The organism is Haloterrigena alkaliphila, assembly GCF_017352155.2.
Classification (GTDB): Archaea; Halobacteriota; Halobacteria; order Halobacteriales; family Natrialbaceae; genus Haloterrigena; species Haloterrigena alkaliphila.
This window is the reverse complement of sequence record NZ_CP071462.1, coordinates 1,336,247-1,356,333: the sequence shown is the minus strand read 5'-3', so window position 1 is coordinate 1,356,333 and position 20,087 is coordinate 1,336,247. Positions and strand designations below refer to the sequence as shown.

At 66.8% G+C, this 20,087-nt stretch carries 24 protein-coding genes and 1 pseudogene; 11 read left to right on the top strand and 14 right to left on the bottom strand.

What is annotated here, in order from left to right; translation table 11 throughout:
• Positions 1–130: 130 nt before the first annotated feature.
• A complete protein-coding gene (locus J0X25_RS25435) occupies positions 131–811 on the top strand; it encodes a class I SAM-dependent methyltransferase (protein WP_207290339.1) in 681 nt (226 codons plus the stop codon).
• A gap of 193 nt (positions 812–1,004) precedes the next feature.
• Here J0X25_RS25435 and J0X25_RS25430 read toward each other — a convergent pair whose 3' ends face one another.
• From J0X25_RS25430 to J0X25_RS25420, 3 genes are all read right to left on the bottom strand, one after another.
• Entirely contained in the window at positions 1,005–1,580 is a 576-nt protein-coding gene (locus tag J0X25_RS25430) for a DUF1684 domain-containing protein (protein ID WP_207290338.1), read from the bottom strand.
• Positions 1,581–1,629: 49 nt separating this feature from the next.
• On the bottom strand, positions 1,630–1,836 hold the full coding sequence (locus tag J0X25_RS25425) for a hypothetical protein (RefSeq protein ID WP_207290337.1): 207 nt from the start codon (positions 1,834–1,836) through the stop codon (positions 1,630–1,632).
• Between the two features lie 118 nt (positions 1,837–1,954).
• Positions 1,955–2,194, bottom strand: a complete 240-nt coding sequence (locus J0X25_RS25420) for a DUF7127 family protein (RefSeq protein WP_207290336.1) — start codon at positions 2,192–2,194, stop codon at positions 1,955–1,957.
• 257 nt (positions 2,195–2,451) lie between these two features.
• On the opposite strand from J0X25_RS25420, the gene J0X25_RS25415 reads away from it, so the two are divergent.
• Both J0X25_RS25415 and J0X25_RS25410 read left to right on the top strand, forming a co-directional pair.
• A complete protein-coding gene (locus J0X25_RS25415) occupies positions 2,452–4,830 on the top strand; it encodes an ATP-dependent DNA helicase (protein ID WP_207290335.1) in 2,379 nt (792 codons plus the stop codon).
• Between the two features lie 167 nt (positions 4,831–4,997).
• Entirely contained in the window at positions 4,998–6,122 is a 1,125-nt protein-coding gene (locus J0X25_RS25410) for an AI-2E family transporter (RefSeq protein WP_207290334.1), read from the top strand.
• A 49-nt stretch (positions 6,123–6,171) separates the two neighbouring features.
• Here the strand turns inward: J0X25_RS25410 and J0X25_RS25405 are convergent, their stop codons facing one another.
• A complete protein-coding gene (locus J0X25_RS25405; RefSeq protein ID WP_207290333.1) occupies positions 6,172–7,503 on the bottom strand; it encodes an ABC transporter permease in 1,332 nt (443 codons plus the stop codon).
• Positions 7,503–8,336, bottom strand: a complete 834-nt coding sequence (locus tag J0X25_RS25400) for an ABC transporter ATP-binding protein (protein ID WP_207290332.1) — start codon at positions 8,334–8,336, stop codon at positions 7,503–7,505. Before J0X25_RS25400 ends, J0X25_RS25405 begins: the two co-directional genes overlap by 1 nt.
• Before the next feature lie 173 nt (positions 8,337–8,509).
• Here J0X25_RS25400 and rpiA point away from each other — a divergent pair, with 173 nt between their 5' ends.
• Positions 8,510–9,217 carry a ribose-5-phosphate isomerase RpiA gene (gene rpiA / locus J0X25_RS25395; RefSeq protein ID WP_207290331.1) on the top strand — a complete coding sequence of 236 codons (708 nt, stop codon included), beginning with the start codon at positions 8,510–8,512 and terminating at the stop codon, positions 9,215–9,217.
• A gap of 7 nt (positions 9,218–9,224) precedes the next feature.
• On the opposite strand, the gene J0X25_RS25390 is transcribed toward rpiA, so the two are convergent.
• The 3 genes from J0X25_RS25390 to J0X25_RS25380 all read right to left on the bottom strand — a co-directional run bounded on the left by J0X25_RS25390 (position 9,225) and on the right by J0X25_RS25380 (position 10,453).
• Entirely contained in the window at positions 9,225–9,647 is a 423-nt protein-coding gene (locus J0X25_RS25390) for a hypothetical protein (RefSeq protein WP_207290330.1), read from the bottom strand.
• Between the two features lie 75 nt (positions 9,648–9,722).
• A complete protein-coding gene (locus J0X25_RS25385; RefSeq protein ID WP_207290329.1) occupies positions 9,723–10,142 on the bottom strand; it encodes a hypothetical protein in 420 nt (139 codons plus the stop codon).
• 143 nt (positions 10,143–10,285) lie between these two features.
• Positions 10,286–10,453 carry a DUF1931 domain-containing protein gene (locus J0X25_RS25380; RefSeq protein ID WP_207290328.1) on the bottom strand — a complete coding sequence of 56 codons (168 nt, stop codon included), beginning with the start codon at positions 10,451–10,453 and terminating at the stop codon, positions 10,286–10,288.
• Positions 10,454–10,719: 266 nt separating this feature from the next.
• On the opposite strand from J0X25_RS25380, the gene larB reads away from it, so the two are divergent.
• The 4 genes from larB (at position 10,720) to J0X25_RS25360 (ending at position 13,132) form a co-directional block, all read left to right on the top strand.
• The gene (gene larB / locus J0X25_RS25375; RefSeq protein ID WP_207290327.1) at positions 10,720–11,478 is read left to right on the top strand and encodes a nickel pincer cofactor biosynthesis protein LarB; all 759 of its coding nucleotides are present in this window, start codon (positions 10,720–10,722) and stop codon (positions 11,476–11,478) included.
• A gap of 128 nt (positions 11,479–11,606) precedes the next feature.
• A complete protein-coding gene (locus J0X25_RS25370) occupies positions 11,607–11,756 on the top strand; it encodes a DUF7563 family protein (RefSeq protein ID WP_207290326.1) in 150 nt (49 codons plus the stop codon).
• Positions 11,757–11,834: 78 nt separating this feature from the next.
• Positions 11,835–12,083 (top strand): GIY-YIG nuclease family protein, encoded by a 249-nt coding sequence (locus tag J0X25_RS25365; RefSeq protein ID WP_207290325.1) that lies wholly within the window; start codon positions 11,835–11,837, stop codon positions 12,081–12,083.
• A gap of 92 nt (positions 12,084–12,175) precedes the next feature.
• Positions 12,176–13,132: a DUF8054 domain-containing protein gene (locus J0X25_RS25360; protein ID WP_207290324.1), complete on the top strand. Its 957-nt coding sequence runs from the start codon at positions 12,176–12,178 to the stop codon at positions 13,130–13,132.
• Between the two features lie 24 nt (positions 13,133–13,156).
• Here the strand turns inward: J0X25_RS25360 and J0X25_RS25355 are convergent.
• Positions 13,157–13,799: pseudogene (locus J0X25_RS25355) on the bottom strand (NADPH-dependent FMN reductase).
• A gap of 139 nt (positions 13,800–13,938) precedes the next feature.
• Between J0X25_RS25355 and J0X25_RS25350 the strand changes: the two are divergent.
• Positions 13,939–15,333, top strand: a complete 1,395-nt coding sequence (locus J0X25_RS25350; protein ID WP_207290323.1) for a phosphoglucomutase/phosphomannomutase family protein — start codon at positions 13,939–13,941, stop codon at positions 15,331–15,333.
• A 23-nt stretch (positions 15,334–15,356) separates the two neighbouring features.
• Here the strand turns inward: J0X25_RS25350 and J0X25_RS25345 are convergent, their stop codons facing one another.
• The gene (locus J0X25_RS25345; RefSeq protein ID WP_207290322.1) at positions 15,357–15,677 is read right to left on the bottom strand and encodes a hypothetical protein; all 321 of its coding nucleotides are present in this window, start codon (positions 15,675–15,677) and stop codon (positions 15,357–15,359) included.
• Positions 15,677–16,057: a MarR family transcriptional regulator gene (locus tag J0X25_RS25340; RefSeq protein WP_207290321.1), complete on the bottom strand. Its 381-nt coding sequence runs from the start codon at positions 16,055–16,057 to the stop codon at positions 15,677–15,679. The genes J0X25_RS25345 and J0X25_RS25340 overlap by 1 nt, the downstream gene beginning before the upstream one ends.
• Before the next feature lie 328 nt (positions 16,058–16,385).
• Here J0X25_RS25340 and J0X25_RS25335 point away from each other — a divergent pair, with 328 nt between their 5' ends.
• Positions 16,386–16,766: a hypothetical protein gene (locus tag J0X25_RS25335; protein ID WP_207290320.1), complete on the top strand. Its 381-nt coding sequence runs from the start codon at positions 16,386–16,388 to the stop codon at positions 16,764–16,766.
• 64 nt (positions 16,767–16,830) lie between these two features.
• Here J0X25_RS25335 and cysE read toward each other — a convergent pair whose 3' ends face one another.
• The 3 genes from cysE to J0X25_RS25320 all read right to left on the bottom strand — a co-directional run bounded on the left by cysE (position 16,831) and on the right by J0X25_RS25320 (position 19,160).
• Positions 16,831–17,340 carry a serine O-acetyltransferase gene (gene cysE / locus J0X25_RS25330; protein WP_207290319.1) on the bottom strand — a complete coding sequence of 170 codons (510 nt, stop codon included), beginning with the start codon at positions 17,338–17,340 and terminating at the stop codon, positions 16,831–16,833.
• A 218-nt stretch (positions 17,341–17,558) separates the two neighbouring features.
• A complete protein-coding gene (locus tag J0X25_RS25325) occupies positions 17,559–18,227 on the bottom strand; it encodes a metallophosphoesterase family protein (protein WP_207290318.1) in 669 nt (222 codons plus the stop codon).
• A 342-nt stretch (positions 18,228–18,569) separates the two neighbouring features.
• Positions 18,570–19,160 carry an IMP cyclohydrolase gene (locus tag J0X25_RS25320; RefSeq protein WP_207290317.1) on the bottom strand — a complete coding sequence of 197 codons (591 nt, stop codon included), beginning with the start codon at positions 19,158–19,160 and terminating at the stop codon, positions 18,570–18,572.
• A gap of 121 nt (positions 19,161–19,281) precedes the next feature.
• Between J0X25_RS25320 and J0X25_RS25315 the strand changes: the two genes are divergently transcribed.
• Entirely contained in the window at positions 19,282–20,061 is a 780-nt protein-coding gene (locus tag J0X25_RS25315) for a homing endonuclease associated repeat-containing protein (RefSeq protein ID WP_225896741.1), read from the top strand.
• Positions 20,062–20,087 lie beyond the last annotated feature (26 nt).

Below are 20,087 nucleotides of genomic sequence, written 5' to 3'. Positions count from 1 at the left end.
CTCTCTATTTAGGCCAACCTAAAAAGTCTGTCGGCCTCGAGCGACGCGTCACTGCGGTCACCCGCCGGCGCGTCGATCCGTCGGCGCGTCGACCGAACGCGTTTTCCTCGCCCGGCGTGACGCCTCGAGTATGAGCGTTCGCGAGGAGTTCGACGAGTGGGCCGCGAGCGGCCGGGACAGGGGGATGGAGGAACGCCACTGGCACACCGCGAAGCACGCGCTCGCGCGGATGCCGGTCGAACCCGGTGACGTCGTCCTCGACCTCGGCTGTGGCAGCGGGTACGCCGGTCGCGCGCTTCGCGATACCCAGGATGCCGGGCGCGTCTACGGCCTCGACGGGTCGCCGGAGATGGCCCGCAACGCCGCGGGGTACACGAACGATCCGCAGGCCGGGTTCCTCGTCGGCGACTTCGACGCCCTTCCCTTCGCGGACGACTCGATCGATCACGTGTTTTCGATGGAGGCGTTCTACTACGCCAGCGATCCCCACCGCACGCTCGAGGAGATCGCCCGGATCCTCCGACCCGGCGGCACCTTCCACTGCGCCGTCAACTACTACGAGGAAAACGTCCACTCCCACGAGTGGAAGGAGTTCATCTCGATCGAGATGACCCGCTGGGATCGCCAGCAGTACCGCGCGGCCTTCCGCGACGCCGGCCTCCACGTCGCCGAACAGGACTCCATCCCCGACCGCGAGATTTCGATCCCCGCCGAGTCCGAGTTCCCGACGGACGACTGGGAGACTCGCGAGGCGATGGTCGAACGCTACCGCGAGTTCGGCACGTTGCTCACGGTCGGCGTCGCTCCCTGAACGCCGGGTTCGGCCCCCGGTCTTGCGGTTCGTTCCACGGTCCTGCGGTCCGTTCGCACGCCCCGGTTTCCACTCGAGCTAGCCGCCGACTGACAACCCCCTCGCTTCCGGTCGAGTACCGTCGCAGTCGTCGGGTTTTCGGGCTAGTACTCGACTCGAAACTACCCGTGAACGTCGCGGTCACGCGGTGGCGTTACTCGAACCGTTCGCCGGCCGGAATCGCCACGTCGAGCCAGTTCTCCTCGGGCGGGAGCGGACAGTCGAAGGTCTCGCTGTAGGCACAGAACGGCGAGTACGCGAGGTTGAAATCGATCACGAGTTCGTCTCCATTTTCGAGGTCGCGATCCGACGACAGTTCCATGTACCGGCCGCCGTCGTAGCTCTGCTGCCCGGTCGTCTTGTCCCGGAACGGGACGAAGAGGGGTTCCTCGTTCGGGCTCTCCTGTTGGTAGGCCGCGAGTTCGAAGGTGCCGTCCTCGAGGTCCTCGTCCGCCCGATCCAACTCGAATTCCAGCGTCGCGACACGCAGATACCGCATCTCTCGACCCGCGGTCGTGTCCATCAACACGACCTCTGGGTCGTCGTGGACCGTCGCGGTCGCGGCCACCCGATAGTCGGGAGCGGGCGGGAAGTAGTCGAGTCCGTCGAACGCGTCGCGCCCCTCGGGCGGGATCGGCGACTGCGGGTGGTTCGCGAAGAACTCGTCCTTCTCGGCGCGTTTCGACTCGAGTTCCTCGCGCCAGCGGTCGACGTCGTCGAGAGTGCTCATATCTTCCGTTGGGCGTCGCGACTGGAGTGCGTTGCGTTTGTCGTCGACGCTAGAGGCGATTGAACAGTACCAGTCCGCCGACGAGAAGCGGCCCCCAGAGCATCGTCGAGAGAATCAGGCGGACGACGTGGTGGCTCCCCTTGCCAGTGCCCTCACCGACGTGGAGAAACCCCGCGGCGAGGGTCACGAGGATCAGGACCAGGAGCACGTTCGTCGTCCGTGTCTCGCGTTCCGGCCGCCGATTCGTATCCGACATCAGTCGCCGATAGTCGGTCGAATGACAAATCCGTTTTCATGAATGGCGTTCCGGAAAATCGGCGACGTCTCTTCCCGCGTATCGGTCCCGGTATCGATATCACGTCGCTGATCGCTGGCTATTCGTTGATTGTGAGCACGCCGTTGTGCGCGGAGACGTCGCTGGCCTCCGGCGGCAGTTCGAACTCGAACTGCTCGCCGTTCGCGACGATGATCGCTGTCGACCCGACGATGTCGATCTCGATATCCGCGGCGGCGTTCCCGAAGTCGACGGCGATGACGCTGCCGTCGTCGTATTCGAACGTGCGGATGACCGCGTCGTCGTCGTCGACGTTCTTGAGTGAGTTTGGGACTTTCATGCTCGAGCGTAGGGACCGACCCAATTAAAGGACCACGCTGGCAGCCTCCGGCCGCGACCCGTTCCCGCTAATCGGAAATTACGGGACGTGATATCCGTTAAACCGACGACTGTTCGCACTCGCCGACTACCGCACTCGTGACCAGACGGACGGTCCGCATTCGAGCGATCCATCCATCCATCCACCAGTTTATATATCGGGGCGCGGCCAACTGAGTCCGTCAACGCTATGGCCAACCACCCCCGAGTAGGCGAAGCATGACGGACTGGCGCTCGATCTTCGGCCACGAGCACCCCTACGACGAGCAGGTCGACGGCATCGAAACCGTCGTCGACACCGCTCGAGACGGCGGCTACGCCGTCGTCGAGGGTGCCTGTGGCACCGGAAAGACGATGATCGCGCTCACGGCCGGAATCGACCTCGTGCGCGATCCGGACACCGACTACGAGCGCGTGTTCGTGCTCACGAGCGTCAAGCAGCAACTGCGCCAGTTCGAAGCCGACCTCGAGACGATCAACGAGAACCTCCCGGACGACGATAGACCCGTCTCGGGGCTCACCCTCGTCGGCAAGGCCGACGTCTGTCCGTACAACCGGGAGAACGCGGCCGGGATCGACGACGGCAACGTCTACGACCGCTGTGAGACCCTCCGGGATCGCACTCGCGATCTGACCGGCGAGGGCGGCGAGACGACCGCCGGGAGCCTGACCGCCCAGGCCCGCAGCCAGCAGATGGGATTAGCGGACAGCGGCGCTCAGGGTCGCGGACCGCGACTCCTCCAGACAGCCGACGAGACGGCCCCCTACGCGCCGGATCTTCCCGAGTATAGCGACGGCGGACCCGTCGACGTCTCGACGGAGTACTGCCCGTTCTACGCCCAATACCTCGAGGACCTGCCCGAGGAAGGCAGCGACGGCGACGCAGTCGAAGCGGTCCCCTACGACTTCACCGAAGCGGGGATGATTACGCCCGAGGACCTCGTCGCCCGCTCGGTCGCCCACGGCACCTGTCCGCACTCGGTGATGGGCGCCGTCCTCGGCCACGTCGAGGTCGTCATCGGAAACTACTACCACGCGTTCGACCCCCGGACGGTCGGCTCCTTCACCGGCGCCCTGCTCGACGACTCCACGTTCGTCGTCTGCGACGAAGCTCATATGCTCGAGCCGCGAGTCCGCGACCTGGTCAGCGACGGCGTCGCCGATCGAACCCTGCGCGACGCCGAGACCGAACTCTCGCGAGTCATCCAGCCGATCAAGTTCGAGCGCGAGGGCCGAAACGCGCAAGGCGGCTCCAAAACCGCCGACGCGGACCTCGTCCGCGCGGAACTGAACGACAGCGACGTTTCCTACGACGAACTGAACCGCACCCTCGAGTTCGTCCGGGACCTCCGGAGCGAACTCGATCGCCGAGTCACGGCGCATCTCGACCGGAAACACAGGGGGTGGCAGTCGAACCTCACCGACCTCGGGGACGACGAGATTCCGCTGCGCGATCCCGCGAAACCGGCCGAAGACGAACTGTCCGAGTGGGCTCGCGAGGCGGGGTACAGCGATGCCGACTGGGTCCGCGCCGAGTCCGTCGGCGCCGTCGTCGAGCGAATTCTCAACGAGGCCGAAGACGAGGACCGCACCCGCGCCGCCCCCGCCGTCGGCCGCGTTCTCGGCGAGTGGTACCGTCGGGGTCACACCGACTACTTCCGGGAGATCGAACTCGAGCGCACCTGGGACGACACCGAACCCGCCGATTCGTGGCGCAGAGCGTACAACGCCCGCCTCGCCTTGCACAACTGCGTCCCCAGCGACGCCATCGGCGAGCGCCTCGGGATGTTCGGCGGCGGGATCCTCATGAGCGCGACCCTCGAGCCGATCGAGGCCTTTACCGAGGTGACGGGGCTGGACTACCTCGAGTCCGAAGAAGACCGGCCGGTCGTCGAACGCCGCTACGGGCTTCACTTCCCCGCGGAGAACCGCGAGAGCTTCGCGGTCGCGGCGCCGAAGTACACCTACGACAACCGAGGCCGGCCGGGCGAGGAGAATCCGACCCGAACGCACTACGCCGACGCTGTCGCGAACGTCGCCGACCTCCCGGGAAACGTTCTCGTCGGGATGCCCAGTTACGCCGAGGCGGACTGGATCGCCGGCGTCCTCGAGGACCGCGTCGACAAACCCGTCCTGCTCGACGCGGCCAGCGACGACGAGACCACGCAGGCGCTCAAGCGCGACTTCTTCGCGGGCGAGGGGAAGGTGCTGGTCACCAGCCTCCGGGGCACGCTCACCGAGGGCGTCGACTACAGCGGCGACCGCCTCGCGGCGGCGGTCGTCTGCGGCGTCCCCATCGTCAACACCTCGAGCCCGCGCACGAAAGCGGTCCGGCGGGCCTACGACGACGAGTTCGGGGACGGCTTCACGTACGCGCTGACGATCCCCGCGGTTCGCAAAGCCCGACAGGCCATCGGTCGCGTCATCCGCTCGCCGGAGGACGTCGGCGTCCGGGTCCTCCTGGACGAGCGCTACGCGCGCGACAGCTGGGACTCGGTGCGACCGTACCTGCCCGACGACGGCGAGTTCCAGACGGTGAGCCCCGACATGCTCGAGTTCGGCCTCGAGCGGTTCCGCGACCGGCTCGAGGCCGAGTGAGCGGGCTCGGTCCCGTCGCCCGGCGCGGGCGGAGTCGGATCGGGCGGAATCGGATCGGTTCGACCGTCAGCAGTTCGGTCAGTCGGATCGCTCGAGCGTGACCGTAACTGTCGTCCCAACGTTCACCGGATCCGAAAGGTTTTGTCGTCTCGGTTCCACCCTCGCCTGTGACTGGGAACGCGACTGCGGCCAGAAATCGGCGGTACGTGCTCGCGGGTATCGTCGCGATACTCGGGATCGTGACCGGTGGGATCCTGCTCGACGTGTTGGGAACGATCATGTTCGCGCTGACGGTAGCGTACGTCCTGTTGCCCGTCCAGGGCTGGCTGCACAGACGCGGGCTCTCGGAGTGGCTGTCGGCCGCCGCGGCGACCGTGCTCGGATTCCTCGGCGCCGTCGCCGTCTTCGCGCCGCTGGTCGTCGCCCTCTACGTGCGGTTCGATCAGGTACGAGAGGTCGTCGAAGGCATTCCGCCCGAGGTGACGGTTACGGTGCTGGACGTCGCCTACACCGTCGAGGTCGCCGACGCCAGGTCGATGGCGCTGGACGTCCTCGGGGATGTGGCCGTCTCCTTCGCCGCGTCGTTACCGGTGCTCGCGATCAAGTTCGCGCTGTTCGTCATGGTGTTGTTCGCGCTGCTGTTGAAGGCCGACGACGCCGGCCGCGCGACCATCGCACCGGTCCCCCACGGCTACCGAGACATCGTCTTCGCGCTCGCCACGCGCATCCGCGAGACGCTGTACGCGATCTACGTCCTCCAGCTCGCGACGTCGGTCGCGACGTTCGCCGTCGCCTACCCGTTGTTCTGGCTACTCGGCTACGAGGCGGCCTTCACCCTCGGGTTCGTCGCGGCAATCCTCCAGTTCATCCCGATGATCGGTCCCAGCCTGCTGATCCTGCCGATCGCGCTCTACCATCTCGCCGTCGGCGAACTCGCCGCTGGACTCCTCGTCGGCGTCCTCGGAATGGTCTTCGTCGCCTCGCTCCCCGACGTGGTCGTCCGGCCGCGACTGGCCCGCCGCTCCGCCGGCCTGCCCGGCAGCCTCTACTTCGTCGGCTTCACCGGTGGACTGTTCACCCTCGGCGCGATCGGCGTCGTCGTCGGCCCGCTGATCGTCGCCGTCTTCGTCGAGGCCGTCGACCTGCTCGCCGACGAAGTCAACGGCGACGCGACCTTCGCCGAACTCGCCGAGACCGACCTCGAGGAGCCCCCGGCCGACTCCGTCGAAACCGCCTCCGAGCCGTCGATCCCCTCGCCCGACGAGTCGGGATCGCGACCGGCCGACGACTGACGACTCGCCCTTCGTTTCCGAACCCGCCGCCGATCGCTCGTCTCACCGCTCACTCGTACCGGAGCGCGTCGATCGGATCCGTTCGCGCCGCCCGCCAGGCCGGGTACAGCCCCGCGAGGATTCCGACGAGTACGCCGACGGCGATCGCCACCGCGACGTACTCGTAAGGGTAGACCAGCGGGAGATCGATGTACCAGACGCCGACGTAGCCCGCGAGGAGGCCCAGCAGCGTGCCGAGGATCGCCCCGATGATGCCGAGGATCACCGCCTCGGCGAGGAACAGCCCGAGGACCTCCCGGTTCTGGGCGCCGATGGCCTTCATGATGCCGATCTCGCGGGTTCGCTCCGTTACGGAGACGAGCATGATGTTGGCGATTCCGATCGATCCCACGACCAGCGAGATCGCCGCGATGCCGACGATGAAGTTCTGCAGCAGGTCCAGCACGTCCTCGAGTTGCTGGAGCAACTCCTCGCTCGTCTGGAGAGTGATGGCGAGATCGTCTGTCAGCAGATCGCTCGCGTCGGACTCCTCGCTCTCGAGGTAGGCGGTCGCGCTCTCCTTGGCCCGGTCGATCGCCGCCTCGTCGGCCGACGGGGCCTCGATGACGATCGCGAGGAACAGCGCGTCGGCCGCGTCGCCCCCGTCCCCGTTCGACTGCGTCCCGTTGCCGTCGCTGGCGTTCTCGCCACCGTCGCCCTCGCTATCGCCGCCGCTCGGGAACGCCCCGGCCGCGTCCTCCGTGTAGAAGGGGTCGGTCGGGACGTAGACCTGCGGCGAGGGTTCGAACCCCTCGAACGGGCTCAGTCCCTCCGAGGAGTCGGTGATCCCGACCACGGTGACGGTCGTCCGCTCGCCGCCTTGCAGGGCGATCGTCAGTTCGTCGCCGACCGAGACGGGTTCCTCGAACTGTCCGGCGACGGCCGGATTGATGACCGCCTCGCGTTCGCCCTGTCGGAACTGTCGGCCCTCGTCGAGCGTGTTCTCCCTGATGTAGGACGGTCCCGCGGCGACCAACGCGTCGCTCTGGGGCGAGATCTCTCCCTCGTAGATCAGCGCCTGGGTCGACAGCGGCATGTAGCCGTAGGCCGCGTCGATCCCCTCTCGCTCCTCGAGCGCGTCGAGGTCCGACTGGCTGAATACCGGCTGGGCGCCGGCCAGCGGTCCGCCATCGGTGTCGGGGTCGGCGGCCCAGCCGTAGACGTTGCGCCGGTCGTCGGGGCTGATGTCGCCGATGACCCCCGCCTGCAGGCTCGCGCCCAGCGTGACGAACGCGATGACCGCCGCGATGCCGATGACGATTCCCAGCGTCGTCAGCGCCGAGCGCAGTTTGTGCCCGCGGATCGAACGCCACGAGAGGCGCAGACTCTCGAGGATTCGCATCAGGAACTCGCCCCGTCGTCCCCGTCGGCCGCGTCGGACGGACTCGCGCCGCCACCGATCGACCTCGAGCCCTCACCGGCCGGACGCGAGGCCCCCTCGTCCGACCCATCCAGTTCCTCGATGCGCTCGAGTGTTCCGTCGAGCAGGTGGACGATCCGCTCGGCGCGCTCGGCGACGTGGCGCTCGTGGGTGACGACGATCATCGTCGTTCCGGCGTCGTGAAACTCCGCGAAGAGGTCGAGGATGTCGGCCTCGGTTTCGGTGTCGAGGTTGCCCGACGGTTCGTCGGCCAGCACGAGTGCGGGATCGTTGACCAGCGCCCGCGCCAGCGCGACCCGCTGGCGCTGCCCGCCCGAGAGTTCGTTGGGCAGGTGGTCCGCCCGATCGGCGAGACCGACCCGCTCGAGGAGGTCACGCGCCCGCTCGCGGCGGGTTCCCCGGTCGACGTCCTGGAACAACTGGGGGAGCGCGACGTTCTCGAGGGCGGTCAGTCTGGGCATGAGGTTGAACGTCTGGAAGACGAAGCCGACGGTCGTCCCCCGCAGCGTCGTTCGCTCGCGGTCGGTCAGCGCGGCCACGTCCTCCCCGTCGACGACGACGGTACCCTCGGTCGGCGTGTCCAGGCAACCGACGAGGTTCATCAGCGTCGACTTCCCCGAGCCGCTGGGCCCCATGATCGCCGTGTAGGACCCGCGCGGAATCTCGAGCGAGACGCCGTCTAACGCGTGGACCGGTTCGCCCAGCTGGTAGGTCTTGCGGACGTTCTCGAGGGCCACTGCGGTGCCGATACTGGCGTCGTCACCGTCGGTGCCCCCTGATCCCGATGTCGCCATAGCGGGTCGACCACGGCCCTGACGAAAAAGGTTCGACTGGCGGACGATACCGGCGACGCTCGTCGCGGACCCGACGTTCGCCAGGAGCGCGTTACGGACTCGACGTTCGCCGAGAGGATGTCACCGACCGCGAGAGTACAACGTTTTTCCCGTCGCCGGTCGCGGTAGTAGCCATGAAGACGGCAGGCGGGTCCGACGCAGCGAAACGGGCGGCCGGCGAACGCGCCGCCGAGGCGGTCGAAGACGGGTTCGTCGTCGGACTCGGGACCGGCTCGACGACGGCCTACGCGATCGAGGCCCTCGGCCGGGCCGTCGCCGACGGCCTCGAGATCCGGGGAATTCCGACCTCATTCCAGTCTCGCCGGCTGGCGCTCGAGGTCGGAATCGAACTGACGACGCTCGACGCGGTCGAGACCGTCGACCTGGCGATCGACGGGGCCGATCAGGTGGTCGACGCTCCCGACGCCGACGGCCACGGCGCGCTGATCAAGGGCGGCGGCGCCGCGCACGCACGCGAGAAACTGGTCGATACGGCGGCTGATCGGTTCGTCGTCGTCGCCGATCCCTCAAAACTCGCGCCGACGCTCGAGCGATCGGTGCCGGTCGAAGTACTCCCCGACGCGCACACGGTCATCGCCGATCGAGTCCGCGATCTGGGCAGCGAGCCGACGCTTCGCGCAGCCGAGGGGAAGGACGGCCCGGTCGTCACCGACAACGGCAACCTCGTGCTCGATTGCGCGTTCGGCTCGATCGAGGATCCGGACACCCTCGCGACGCACCTCTCGCGCCTGCCGGGCGTCGTCGAACACGGACTGTTCGTCGGGCTGGCGGACGCGACCTACGTCGGAACCGCCGACGGCGTCGACGTCCGCGAGTACTGACCGACGCTCAGCGGGCGATCGACGCCGATTCCTCGCGGTCGTCCGGCGCGGTCGCGCGCCCCGCGAACAGCCCGACGGCCAGGTAGCACACCCCCAGCACTCGCGCCGCCGGCACCACCCACGGTTTCACCTCGAGGTCGTCGGAATTCTCGTAGGCGATCCGGAGGCCGACGGCGAGCGCGCTGCGGGGTGCCAGCGCGAGGAGCGCGCCCAGCCCCGCGACCGCCGCCGGGAGGACCCTCGGGTTCTCGGATCGCCGTCCCAGCAGCCGGACGAACAGCAGTCCCTTCAGGCGAGCAATCGGGAGCGTCCACGGTCGCAGCCGGCCCGCGTCGGGGTTCTCGAAGGCGAGCCGTTCGGCGGGCTCGACGATCCGTTCCGGGGCGATGGTCACGAGCAGTCCCAGACCGAGTGCGATGGGGCGTCGCATACGGGGAGTTCGCGCGCAGGTCGCAAAACAGTTGTTCGAGAGCGATCCGTCGCAGTCCGAGGGCGGCGCACCTCGCTACGCCGTCGCGATCTCCGCGTCTTCCGCCGCGTCGTCGTCGCTGCGCACCGAGAGGACGACGACGAGCAGGTAGAGCGCACCGAGGGCGCGGGCCGCGGGCTCGATCCACGGCTTCACCTCGAGGTCGTCGGTGTTCTCGTAAACCAGCCGCTGGCTGAGTTCGATGACCGGTTGGGGGAGCAGTACCAGCACGGTCCCGGCCAGCGCGAGCAGCGCGCTGACGAGCGTCGATCCCTCCCGGCCGCGTACCAGCAGCCAGACGAACAGGAGTCCCTCGAGTCGGGCGCCCCACAGGGCCCGCTCTCGCAACTGGACGTCCTCGGGGTTTTGCAGGCCGATCCGTTCGCACATATCGAGGACCGGCTGGGGCCTGACGATCTCGATACAGCCGAAGCCGATCAACAGTTTCCGAAGCATGCTCGACTGACCGGTACCGCGGCCAGCGTCAAAAAACTCGACTCGGCAGCGCCACTGCGAGACGCCGACGCGACCGGATCGCCGGAGAAGGCAGTGGCTACTCGCACACTGGCGTCGATAAAAAACGACTCGCGTGGCGTCCCTTACAGGTCGCGGGGCTGGACCGTCTTCCGGTCGTTGGATTCGGCTCGTCGCGCAGCGTCGTCGAGCAGCTCGGACACTTCGTCGTCGAGTGCGTCGTAGAAATCCGAGGCGACGTTTTTGTCATCGAGCGCTTCTTTTACGGCGGCTTTGACGATAAGGTCTGCCATACGATCTACGGATTCCGCTTAACCCAATATAAGTGCTGTGGTTATGGATTGGAATACGGGGGTTGCAGCGGTTGACCCGGCTGTTTCGGGGGTGGATATCACCGGAAAGTATATGTCCGATGAATCAGCGGGCAGGATTCGACCCTCGATTGCGGGGCGAATCGGACTCGCGCGCGCCGTACGTCCATCTCGCGCGCGCTTTCGTCGCGTCTCGTCTCGAGCGAACGTGTCGACGGATTCGAGTGCGTCCGCCCCCGAGGAATCGTATGCGCGAACTCCTCGAGGCCGTCGCCGACGGCTCGCTGTCGCCGGCGGAGGCCGAAGCCGAACTCAGGGGGTACGTCACCGACGACGCCGGTCGGTTCGACGCGGCCCGCCAGCAACGTCGCGGCATTCCGGAGGCGATTTTGGCGGAGGGGAAATCTCCGCCGCAGGTCGTCGCCCTCGCCGAAACCGCCCTCGAGACCACCGGTCGAGCGCTGGTTACTCGCGCTGCCGACCGGCAGGTCGAGGCGCTCGAGTCGAGTCTCGGAGAGACGTTCCCCGACGCCACCGTCGAGCGACGGGGATCGACGGTTCGGATCGTAACGGCCGACTACGAGGCGCCCTCGCTGTCGGCGACGGTCGGTATCGTCACGGCGGGGACCGTCGACGGGCCGGTCGCCGACGAGGCCGAAGTCGTCTGCCTCGACGCGGGGGCGACGATCGATCGGATCGACGACGTCGGCGTCGCGGCGCTGGACCGCACGCTCGATCAGGTCGATCGACTCCGCGAGGTGGACGTGTTGATCGTCGCGGCGGGCCGGGAGGGTGCGCTGCCGACCGTTATCGCCGGACTGGTCGACACCCCGGTCATCGCCGTCCCCGTCTCGAGCGGCTACGGCCACGGGGGCGACGGCGAAGCGGCCCTGGCGGGGATGCTCCAGTCGTGTACCGTCCTGTCGGTCGTCAACATCGACGCCGGATTCGTCGCCGGCGCCCAGGCGACGTTGATCGCGCGTGCGATCGACGGGGCTCGTGGCTGAGCCGCTCCTGCGCCAATACGAAAAATAATATTCGGGAACCGAAAAGCCAAACAGCGTTTGGGGAAGGTTATTTATCTCCACACCCAGTAGGATTGGGTACCGGCTTCGGCCGGTGTGACCATTGCCCAATGCCCACCTGTGACCATTGCGGCGCGCACGTCTCCGAACGCTTCGCACGCGTCTTCGCCGACGAAAACGGCGAGATTCGGGCGTGTGTGAGCTGTTCGGCCAACGCCGGGATCGCAGAGGCCGCCAGACAGCGCGGCCGCGGCACCTGATCCCGTCGACGTATCGCGACGACGACCATGCGCCCCCGTTGCGTGATGCTTTTTGTGTCCCGGTTCGACCGTGCTCTCATGGCGGATCACGTCGTCTACGTCCTCGAGTGCGCCGACGGCTCGCTTTACACCGGCTACACGAGCGACCTCGAGCGACGGGTCGCCGAACACGACGCCGGCGAGGGAGCGAAGTACACGCGAGGACGGACGCCCGTCGAACTGCGGTACCACGAGCGCTACGCGACGAAATCGACCGCGATGTCCCGCGAGTACGAGATCAAACAGCTGAGCCGACGGGAGAAGGAGCGACTCGTCGGCCTCGAGTGAGGCTGTCGACGCTCCCGAGTTCTTCGTCCATAGTATCTACCGTAAATAGTCCCGAAAAATAGATACTATCGCGGGTCCGTTATCGGGACGAAATGGACCTCGAGATCGTCGACGACCTCAAACAACCGGAGTACACCGGCGAAAACCGGTGTGAACCGTGTACGATACTGAACCTGGCTATCGCCGCGGTCGTCGGATCGCTGATCGCGCGCAAGAGCAGGGTCGGCGGTGCGCTCGCGGTCGGGATCTCGATCGCGCTCATCTCCCTCCGCGGGTATCTCGTTCCCGGAACGCCGACGCTGACGAAGCGATACCTCCCGCCGGAAGTGCTGCGCTGGTTCGGGAAGGAGCCGGATCCCGAACTCGCCAGCGGGCTCGGCCCCGTCGATACCGGGTCCGCCGACGACGAGGACCCCGCTGCCACGGGAGGCGGGACTGATGCCGGCGCGGGGTCGACCGAGGACGCCACCGCGACCGAATCGACGTCATCGATCGATGCCGAGACGCAACCCGAGGCCACTCTCGATCCCACCGACCTCGAGACGTACTTCCTGGAACGCGACGTCCTCGAGCCCTGCGAGACGGTCGACGATCTCTGCGTTACCGACGCGTTCGAGGCGGCGTGGCTCGAGGCGATCGAGGCGCTCGACGAGTCGGGGCTCGACGCGGCCGACGCCATCGACGCCTTCGGCTTCGACGCCGACCCCGAGGAGTTCGCCATCGAGTCCCGCGAGGACGTCCAGTTGCTCGTCTCCCCGGGCGGGATGGCCGGCCGCTGGCCGTCCCGGGCGGCGCTCCTGGCCGACGTCGCCGCCAGCCGGGCCCTCGAGACGTGGACCGACGACTGGGAGGTCTACGAACCCGAAACGAAGGGGCAGGTGCTCAACGGACTCCGGATGTTCATCGAGACGTGTCCGACCGGCGGCGATATCAGCATGACCGAGGAGACGGTCGAGTCCTGCTGTACCTCACACGAGGTCTTCGCGGTGGTCTGCGAGGAGTCGGGCGAACGGCTGTTCGAACAGCGCCTCGACGCCGTCGAGGCCTGATCGGTATCGAACGAGGGTCGCTCGTCAGTCGTCGGCCGCCGCGGACTGCGCCGAGGTGACGCTGGGATCGATGAAGGCGTACTCGGCGAGGCTGCGGCCGAGTTTTTCGACCCGTTCCTGCAGGCCGGGGTCGCGGAACCGTCGGCCGTCGATGGCGTTCGGATCGGACTCGAACTTCTCGCTCGCGTTCCGGAGTCCGACCTGATGAGGCAGGACCCAGCCGTGAACGCCACGGACGGTGATCCGAAGGTGGTCGAGCGTCGATCCGTAGCTGCCGCCGCCGGCGCTGGCCAGCAGACCGACGGTCGTGCCCTCGTACTCGTCGAACCCGCAGTAATCGTGGAAGTTTTTCAGCGCCCCGGAGTAAGAGCCGTGGTACACTGGCGTTCCGAGAGCGAGGCGCGTAGCGCCTCGGAACGGCGAGCGGTGACGAGCCGCAGCGAGCGACGGCGTCCGCCTCCCGGACCAGCCGGGTCGCTTCGGCGGCGTCGCCCTGCTCCTCGAGGTCCGGATCGTAGACGGGAATGTCGTACTCGCGCAGGTCGAACAGCGTCGTCTCCGCCCCGGCCACCTCGGCGGCCCGCAGGACGTACTGCAGGGCCGTCCGCGTGTAGCTGGTATCGCGGAGACTACCGCTGACGGCGACGACGGAGGGAGTGCGGCTCATGGATACGGGGAGGGGCGCGGGCCGGAAAACGGCGCTGCAGTCAGCCGTCGGGTGCGACCCGACCGCTTCGAGCGCCGAATCGGGGTCTGCGTTCGTCGGAGGGCGTCGCCTTTTTCGCCGGCGAGGTAGACCAACACGTATGGAGGCGATCAACTTCGGCACCGACGGCTGGCGGGCGACGCTCGAGGAGTTCACGACGCCGCGGGTGCGAATGGTCGGACAGGCCGTGGCGACGTACCTTCGCGACGAGGGTCTCGACGGCACGGTCGTCGTCGGCTACGACGCTCGGGAGACTTCCCGCGGATTCGCCGAAGAGCTGGCGCGGGTGCTGTGCGCGAACGGCTTCGACGTGATCGTCCCGGAACGCGACCGGCCGACGCCGCTGGTCGCCCACGCGATCGTCGAGCGCGACCTCGCCGGCGGCCTCGTGATCACCGCTTCGCACAATCCACCGGAGTACAACGGCGTGAAGTTCATCCCCGAGGTCGGCGCGCCCGCGCTCCCCGAGGTCACGGACGCAATCGCGGACCGCCTCGCCGAACCCGACCCGCTTCCGGCGGACGAACACGGCGCCGTCGAGGAGGTCGACCTCGTCACCCCCCACGCCGACGCCGCCCTCGAGCTGGTCGAGTCGATCACCGGGACGACCGACCTCTCGGGGCTGCCCGTCGCCTACGACGCCATGCACGGCAGCGGTCGCGGGACGACCGACGCCCTCCTCGAGCGCGCCGGGGCGTCGATCGAACGCCTGCGCTGCGAGCGCGACCCCGAGTTCGGCGGCGGCGCGCCCGAACCCGCGCCGGAGAACCTCGAGACGCTGATCGAGCTGGTGACCGACGACGGCGCGGAGCCGGCGCTCGGCATCGCGAACGACGGCGACGCCGACCGCCTCGCCGTCGTCACACCCGGGCGGGGCTACCTCGACGAGAACCTGTTCTTCGCCGCGCTCTACGACTACCTGCTCGAGGACGACGCGGGCTCGGTCGTCCGGACCGTCTCCACGACCTTCTTGATCGACCGCGTCGCCGAGGCCCACGGCGAGAGCGTCCACGAGGTCCCGGTCGGCTTCAAGTGGGTCGCCGAGGCGATGGGCGACCACGACGCCCTCGTCGGCGGCGAGGAGTCCGGCGGGTTCACCGTGCGCGGGCACGTCCGCGAGAAGGACGGCGTCCTCATGGCCCTGCTCGCGGCCGCGATGCACGCCGCCGAACCGCTCGACGATCGCGTGGATCGGCTGCTCGAGGAGCACGGCACGGTCGTTCAGGACAAGATCAGCGTCGCCTGCCCCGACCACGAGAAGGCGCGGGTGCTCTCCGACCTCGAGGAGGAAATCCCCGACTCGGTCGCGGGAACCGACGTCGAGGGCGTCAACACCGCCGACGGCTTCAAGCTGCAACTCGCCGACGGCTCGTGGCTGTTGATCCGCCCCAGCGGGACCGAGCCCGTGTTGCGGGTCTACGCCGAGGCCGAAGACGAGGAGCGGGTCGGGGAGTTGCTCGAGGCCGGCGAGGAACTGATCGAACCGCTGATCTAAGGAAAACTCGTCTCCCGCGTTCGCTATCTGCCGACGTACTGCGTCATTTCGTCGATGGCGGTTTCCGTTAGCTCCTCGGTCACACGAGCAACCGCACGATCGATATCGATACCCTGTATGGAGACGACGGCCCACGGTGAGACGAACGATTCGCGATTCAACGTTCCCGTTTCGAACGAGCCGGCAAGCGGGAGGCTCTCTGCGTACTCTTTCGTCGTTATCCCCAATGCGATGCACTGCCTCCCGGCGAACGGATGGGTTCCGTCGCTCACGATCAGATACGGGCGGCGCGGCGTGTTCCCGAACGGATCAGCAGCGACGCCGATGACGCCGCGCTCGTGCATTATTCGGCCTCTGGCGAGTTTTCGTCGTTCTCCCGCTCACTGAGATCGATGAGGTTGGCGTCCCAGTCCGGATTCCGATCGTAATAATCCCCCTCGAACTGATCCGCGACGGATCGCAGTCCGATGACGCTCGCCGTGTGAGCGTCGTACGCTTCTGGATTGATCGCCCAGTACTCTCCTTTGTGTCGGACGAATCCTCGACTTTCGAGTCGACTCAGTGTAGTTCCGACGCTCCCTCGGGGAATGTCGAGTTCCTCGGCGAGTTCGCCGGCTCGATACCCCAGTTCGGGATTGGCGGCCAGAAACTCGAGGATCCGTCGACCGTTCGTGTCCTCGTCCGGCAGCTCCGTCGGCTGGTAGTTCTCGAAATCGACGGGCATGTGTAACAGCTAGTCACAGAACGTAATAGGTTTATTGCTGAGGTGATCAATCGTATTGGGTCTGCCGCAGTCGACGAACCAAGTTCTCGAGGTGCTCGGCTGCCGTGGTTGCGATCCAGACTGGGTATGGTCCGTTGTACGTCATTGCTGGTGCAGCCGTAACCGTTCTGCGAGACCACCGGTAACTCGGTCCAACTGACCGTCTGAACACCAGCCAGCTCGGTCGTAGTGGACCTGAAACGAAGCGGTTCCCTCGCAGTCGGCGGGTTGCTACCGGGTTGCGTGCTCCGGGTTCCTTTTTACCAGTTTCGGGCTGTTCTGTACGGGTATGAGCGAACGCGAGCACGCGGACGCCGCGTACACGGAACTCACGCCGGACTCGTGGCACCAGAACGACGAGGGCGGCTACTACCTCGATTGCCCGGAGTGTGGCTCCGCGGCGACGCTGATGAACATCGTCAAACACGGCCGCTGTAACGGCTACATGGACCAACGGGAGGAGGAGACCGAACTCGACGAGGAGGGGGAGGAAGGGCTCGACTGTACGGCGAAACTCACCCTCGAGCTCGGCTACACGTCCGATCCCGATCCCGAGGCGACCGAGTCGGACGCCGAACAGTCTTCCGAGAGCGTCTCGACGGGTGAGGGCGTCCCCGGGGATGGATCCCCAGCGGGCTCGGACGGGACCGTAAGCAACGAGCAACAGTAGGAACCCGGCGAATCCGTGCGTCGACGCTCAGACGGACTGTTGGAAATCGGTACAGCAGCCCGTTTCAGTCGACCCGTTCTGCCGGCACCCCGACGACCGTCGCGCCCGGGTCGACGTCGCTCGTGACGACCGAACCCGCGCCGACGGCCGCGTCCTTCCCGACCGTGATATCGCCCAGCAGCGTCGCGTTCGCGCCGATGTGAACGCCCGTCTCGACCGTCGGGTGGCGCTTGACCGGCTCGTTCGTGTCGCCGCCGAGCGTGACGCCGTGGTACATGTGGACGTCGTCGCCGATCTCGGCGGTCTCGCCGATCACCACGCCCATCCCGTGGTCGATCGTCACCCGGCGACCGATCGTCGCGCCGGGGTGGATCTCGACGCCCGTCAGCAGGCGGACGACGTTCGACAGCAGCCGCGCGGTCAGTTCGAAGCCGGCGTTCCAGAGCCGGTGGAGCAAGAGGTGGGCCCAGACGGCGTGGAGTCCCGGGTAGCACAGCAGGACCTCGAGGCGCCCGGTCGCCGCGGGATCGCGGGCGGCCATCGCCCGAACGTCCTCACGCAGCCGTCGGACCATCGCTCACCTCGGAAGCGAGAGCGGCCGGTACGGTCGCGACACGACGGCGGCGCGGCGTCCCGGTGGAACGGGGCCGACAACAGCACCGGCCAGTGACGCGACGAGGCTGGTCCCTGTCGGTACACGCGGTCTGGCCGGTGAATACCATGTTCGGGCATACCGGCGAGGTCGCCTAAAAGGGTTCGTTTCCCCGCGGTCGGCGTTCGATCAGTGTGCCCTCACTTCCCGCGTGCGAGTCGGCGACCGATCCGGTCGGGGAGGCCGGCCTCCTCGACGGCCGCCTGCACGGCCTCGATATCGTACTCGACGCGGTGGGTCTCGACCGTCAGCGCGTCGAGGTCGACGACCGCGTAGCCCGCCCGCGGGTCGCCGTCGCGGGGCTGGCCGACGCTGCCCGGGTTGACGACGATCCCCTCCGCGAACTTTCTGACGCCCTGGACGTGGGTATGGCCCAGCACCAGCACGTCCTCGTCGCCGAGCAGCCGCGGCGAGAACTCGTCCGGGTGGGTGTAGCGCGTGTACCGGTCCGGATCGTCCGGGTGGCCGTGGACGAGTTTCACCCGCCCGTCGCACTCGAATCGTTCTGCGGGCAGGGCCTCGAGCCACGCCAGTTGGTCGTCGTCGAGGCGTCGCTTCGCGTGTTCGACGCCCGCCCGGGCCATCCCGTTGAAGCGAAACGGCGCGTCGCCCGCGACCGCGGCGTCGTGGTTCCCCATCACCGTCGGGACGTCCCGCTCCCGGAGTTCGTCGACGCACGCCGCGGGCCAGGGGTTGTAGCCGACCGCGTCGCCGGCACACAGCAGTTCGTCGACCGGCGGCATCTCCGCGAGGACCGTCTCGAGGGCGACCCGGTTGCTGTGGACGTCCGAAATGAGTCCGACCTTCATGCTCGGAGATAAGGGGTGCGAGGGGTTTGTAGGTTGGCCGAGTACTCACTCGAGGGGTCTACGTATCACTGGGCACTCGACTATCCGGCGTGCGGTGGCGCGCGCTGTCGGCCGGCCGAACGATAGTGAGGCCGGCTGACGACAGCGCGCGAGGGATGAGCGAGTGAAACGAGCGAATCGGCTGGGGAGGGCGTGGCGATTCCCTGTTGCCACGCTAGCAGAACACGCTGTTCCCTTCTGATCTCCTCCAATTACACCGTTCAATAAGCAAATCGATCGAACAGTGTCAATTACAATCGAAGTGAGTTCGCCGTTCGAAACCCGTGAATCTCGAGGAGTCGATCAGTCGCCGTTCTCGATGGCCGTCTCGAACCCGTCGTCGGTGCGCGCGACGCCGGCCGCGCAGACGGCGTGTTCGAACTCGAGGCCATACGCCTCGCTCGCGGCCGCGTCTGCAGTATCGGCCTCGAACTCGAACGACTCGGGAGCGTTCTTCTCGTAGGTCGCGACCAGCGTCGGCTCGTCGACGGTTTCGACGAGCAGGGCGTCCTTCCGGACGGTGCCGATCAGCGCCTCGCCGTCGGCACCGATCGTCGCCGCGATTCGGGGCGTGTCGTAGTCGTCCTTCTCGTAGTCCAGCGCCAGCAGGCTCTCGGCCAGCGCGTCGCGGGCCGGGTAGCCCAGCTCGAGTTTCTCCGCGATCGGATCGACGTGCGAGCCGTTCCCGAACGCGGCCGTCTCGCCGGTCGGCGTCTCGACGACGCGCAGGCAGTTGTACGAGACGTAGGGGTTGTCCGTCTCCGGGGCGTCCTCGGTGGGGCCGACCGTGAGCGCCTCGTCTCGAGCGGTGAGCTTGCGGTTCGGAAACGAGCGCGAGGAGACGCGGTAGGCGCCGACCTCGGGACCGACGACGACGAATCGTCCGACGTACATACGCGTGAGTGTGCTCGAGCGGGAAAAAGGGGTATCGGTTCGCGTTCGTCGCTCGTCTCCGCCGGCGCCGTTCCGAACGCGCTCGCGAGAGTTTATATTGGAAGGCGCAGCCAACGGGGGTGTGACGACGGAGGCGGACTGTCTCGAGGCGCTGCGGGAGGCCGCCGAGCGACTCGGCGAGTCGCCGACGAAGGCGCAGTACGAGGAGTTGGGATTGACGCCGGCTTCTGCCACGATTATTCGGGCGTGTGGCGGGTGGAACGATGCGAAGGAGAAAGCGGGGCTAGAAACGGCTCCGTCTACTGGATCTCGTGTGAAGCCAAAGTCGGACGACGTCGATCTCCCCGCTGATCTCGTTTGGACGGACCTCTCGGTAGACCAGCGGTGGCACTATCGAAACGTCGAGTGGAATACCGAACGATCGTTACGTCGTCGATCTCGACTTCGTTCGTGGCTCAATCAGGTGAAACGAGGCTGTTCGCAGTGTGAAGTCGATACACCGGCGTGTCTCGATTTCCATCATACCGACGAAACGACGAAAGTGATGGCGGTCGGTCGCATGGTTACGTTCGGCTACGGAAAAGACGCCCTTCGCGACGAAGTCGAGAAGTGTATCGTTCTCTGTGCGAATTGTCACCGCAAGGAACACTACGAGCTACCGCAACGCGAGCCTCGACGATGGATTCATGACCGAAAACGCGATATCGGAGGGTGCGAACGATGTAGAGAGTCGGATCTCGCCTGCTTAGATTTTCATCACAGAAACGATGAGAAGGAATCTACTATCGCAAGATTGGTCTCGGATGACCGAGCGAAAGAGCGAATTCGCACGGAGATTGAACGATGTTCTGTTCTCTGTGCGAACTGCCACCGAATGGAACACACCGATCCCCCATCGTGATAATCGCCGTAAGAGACGAGGATAGA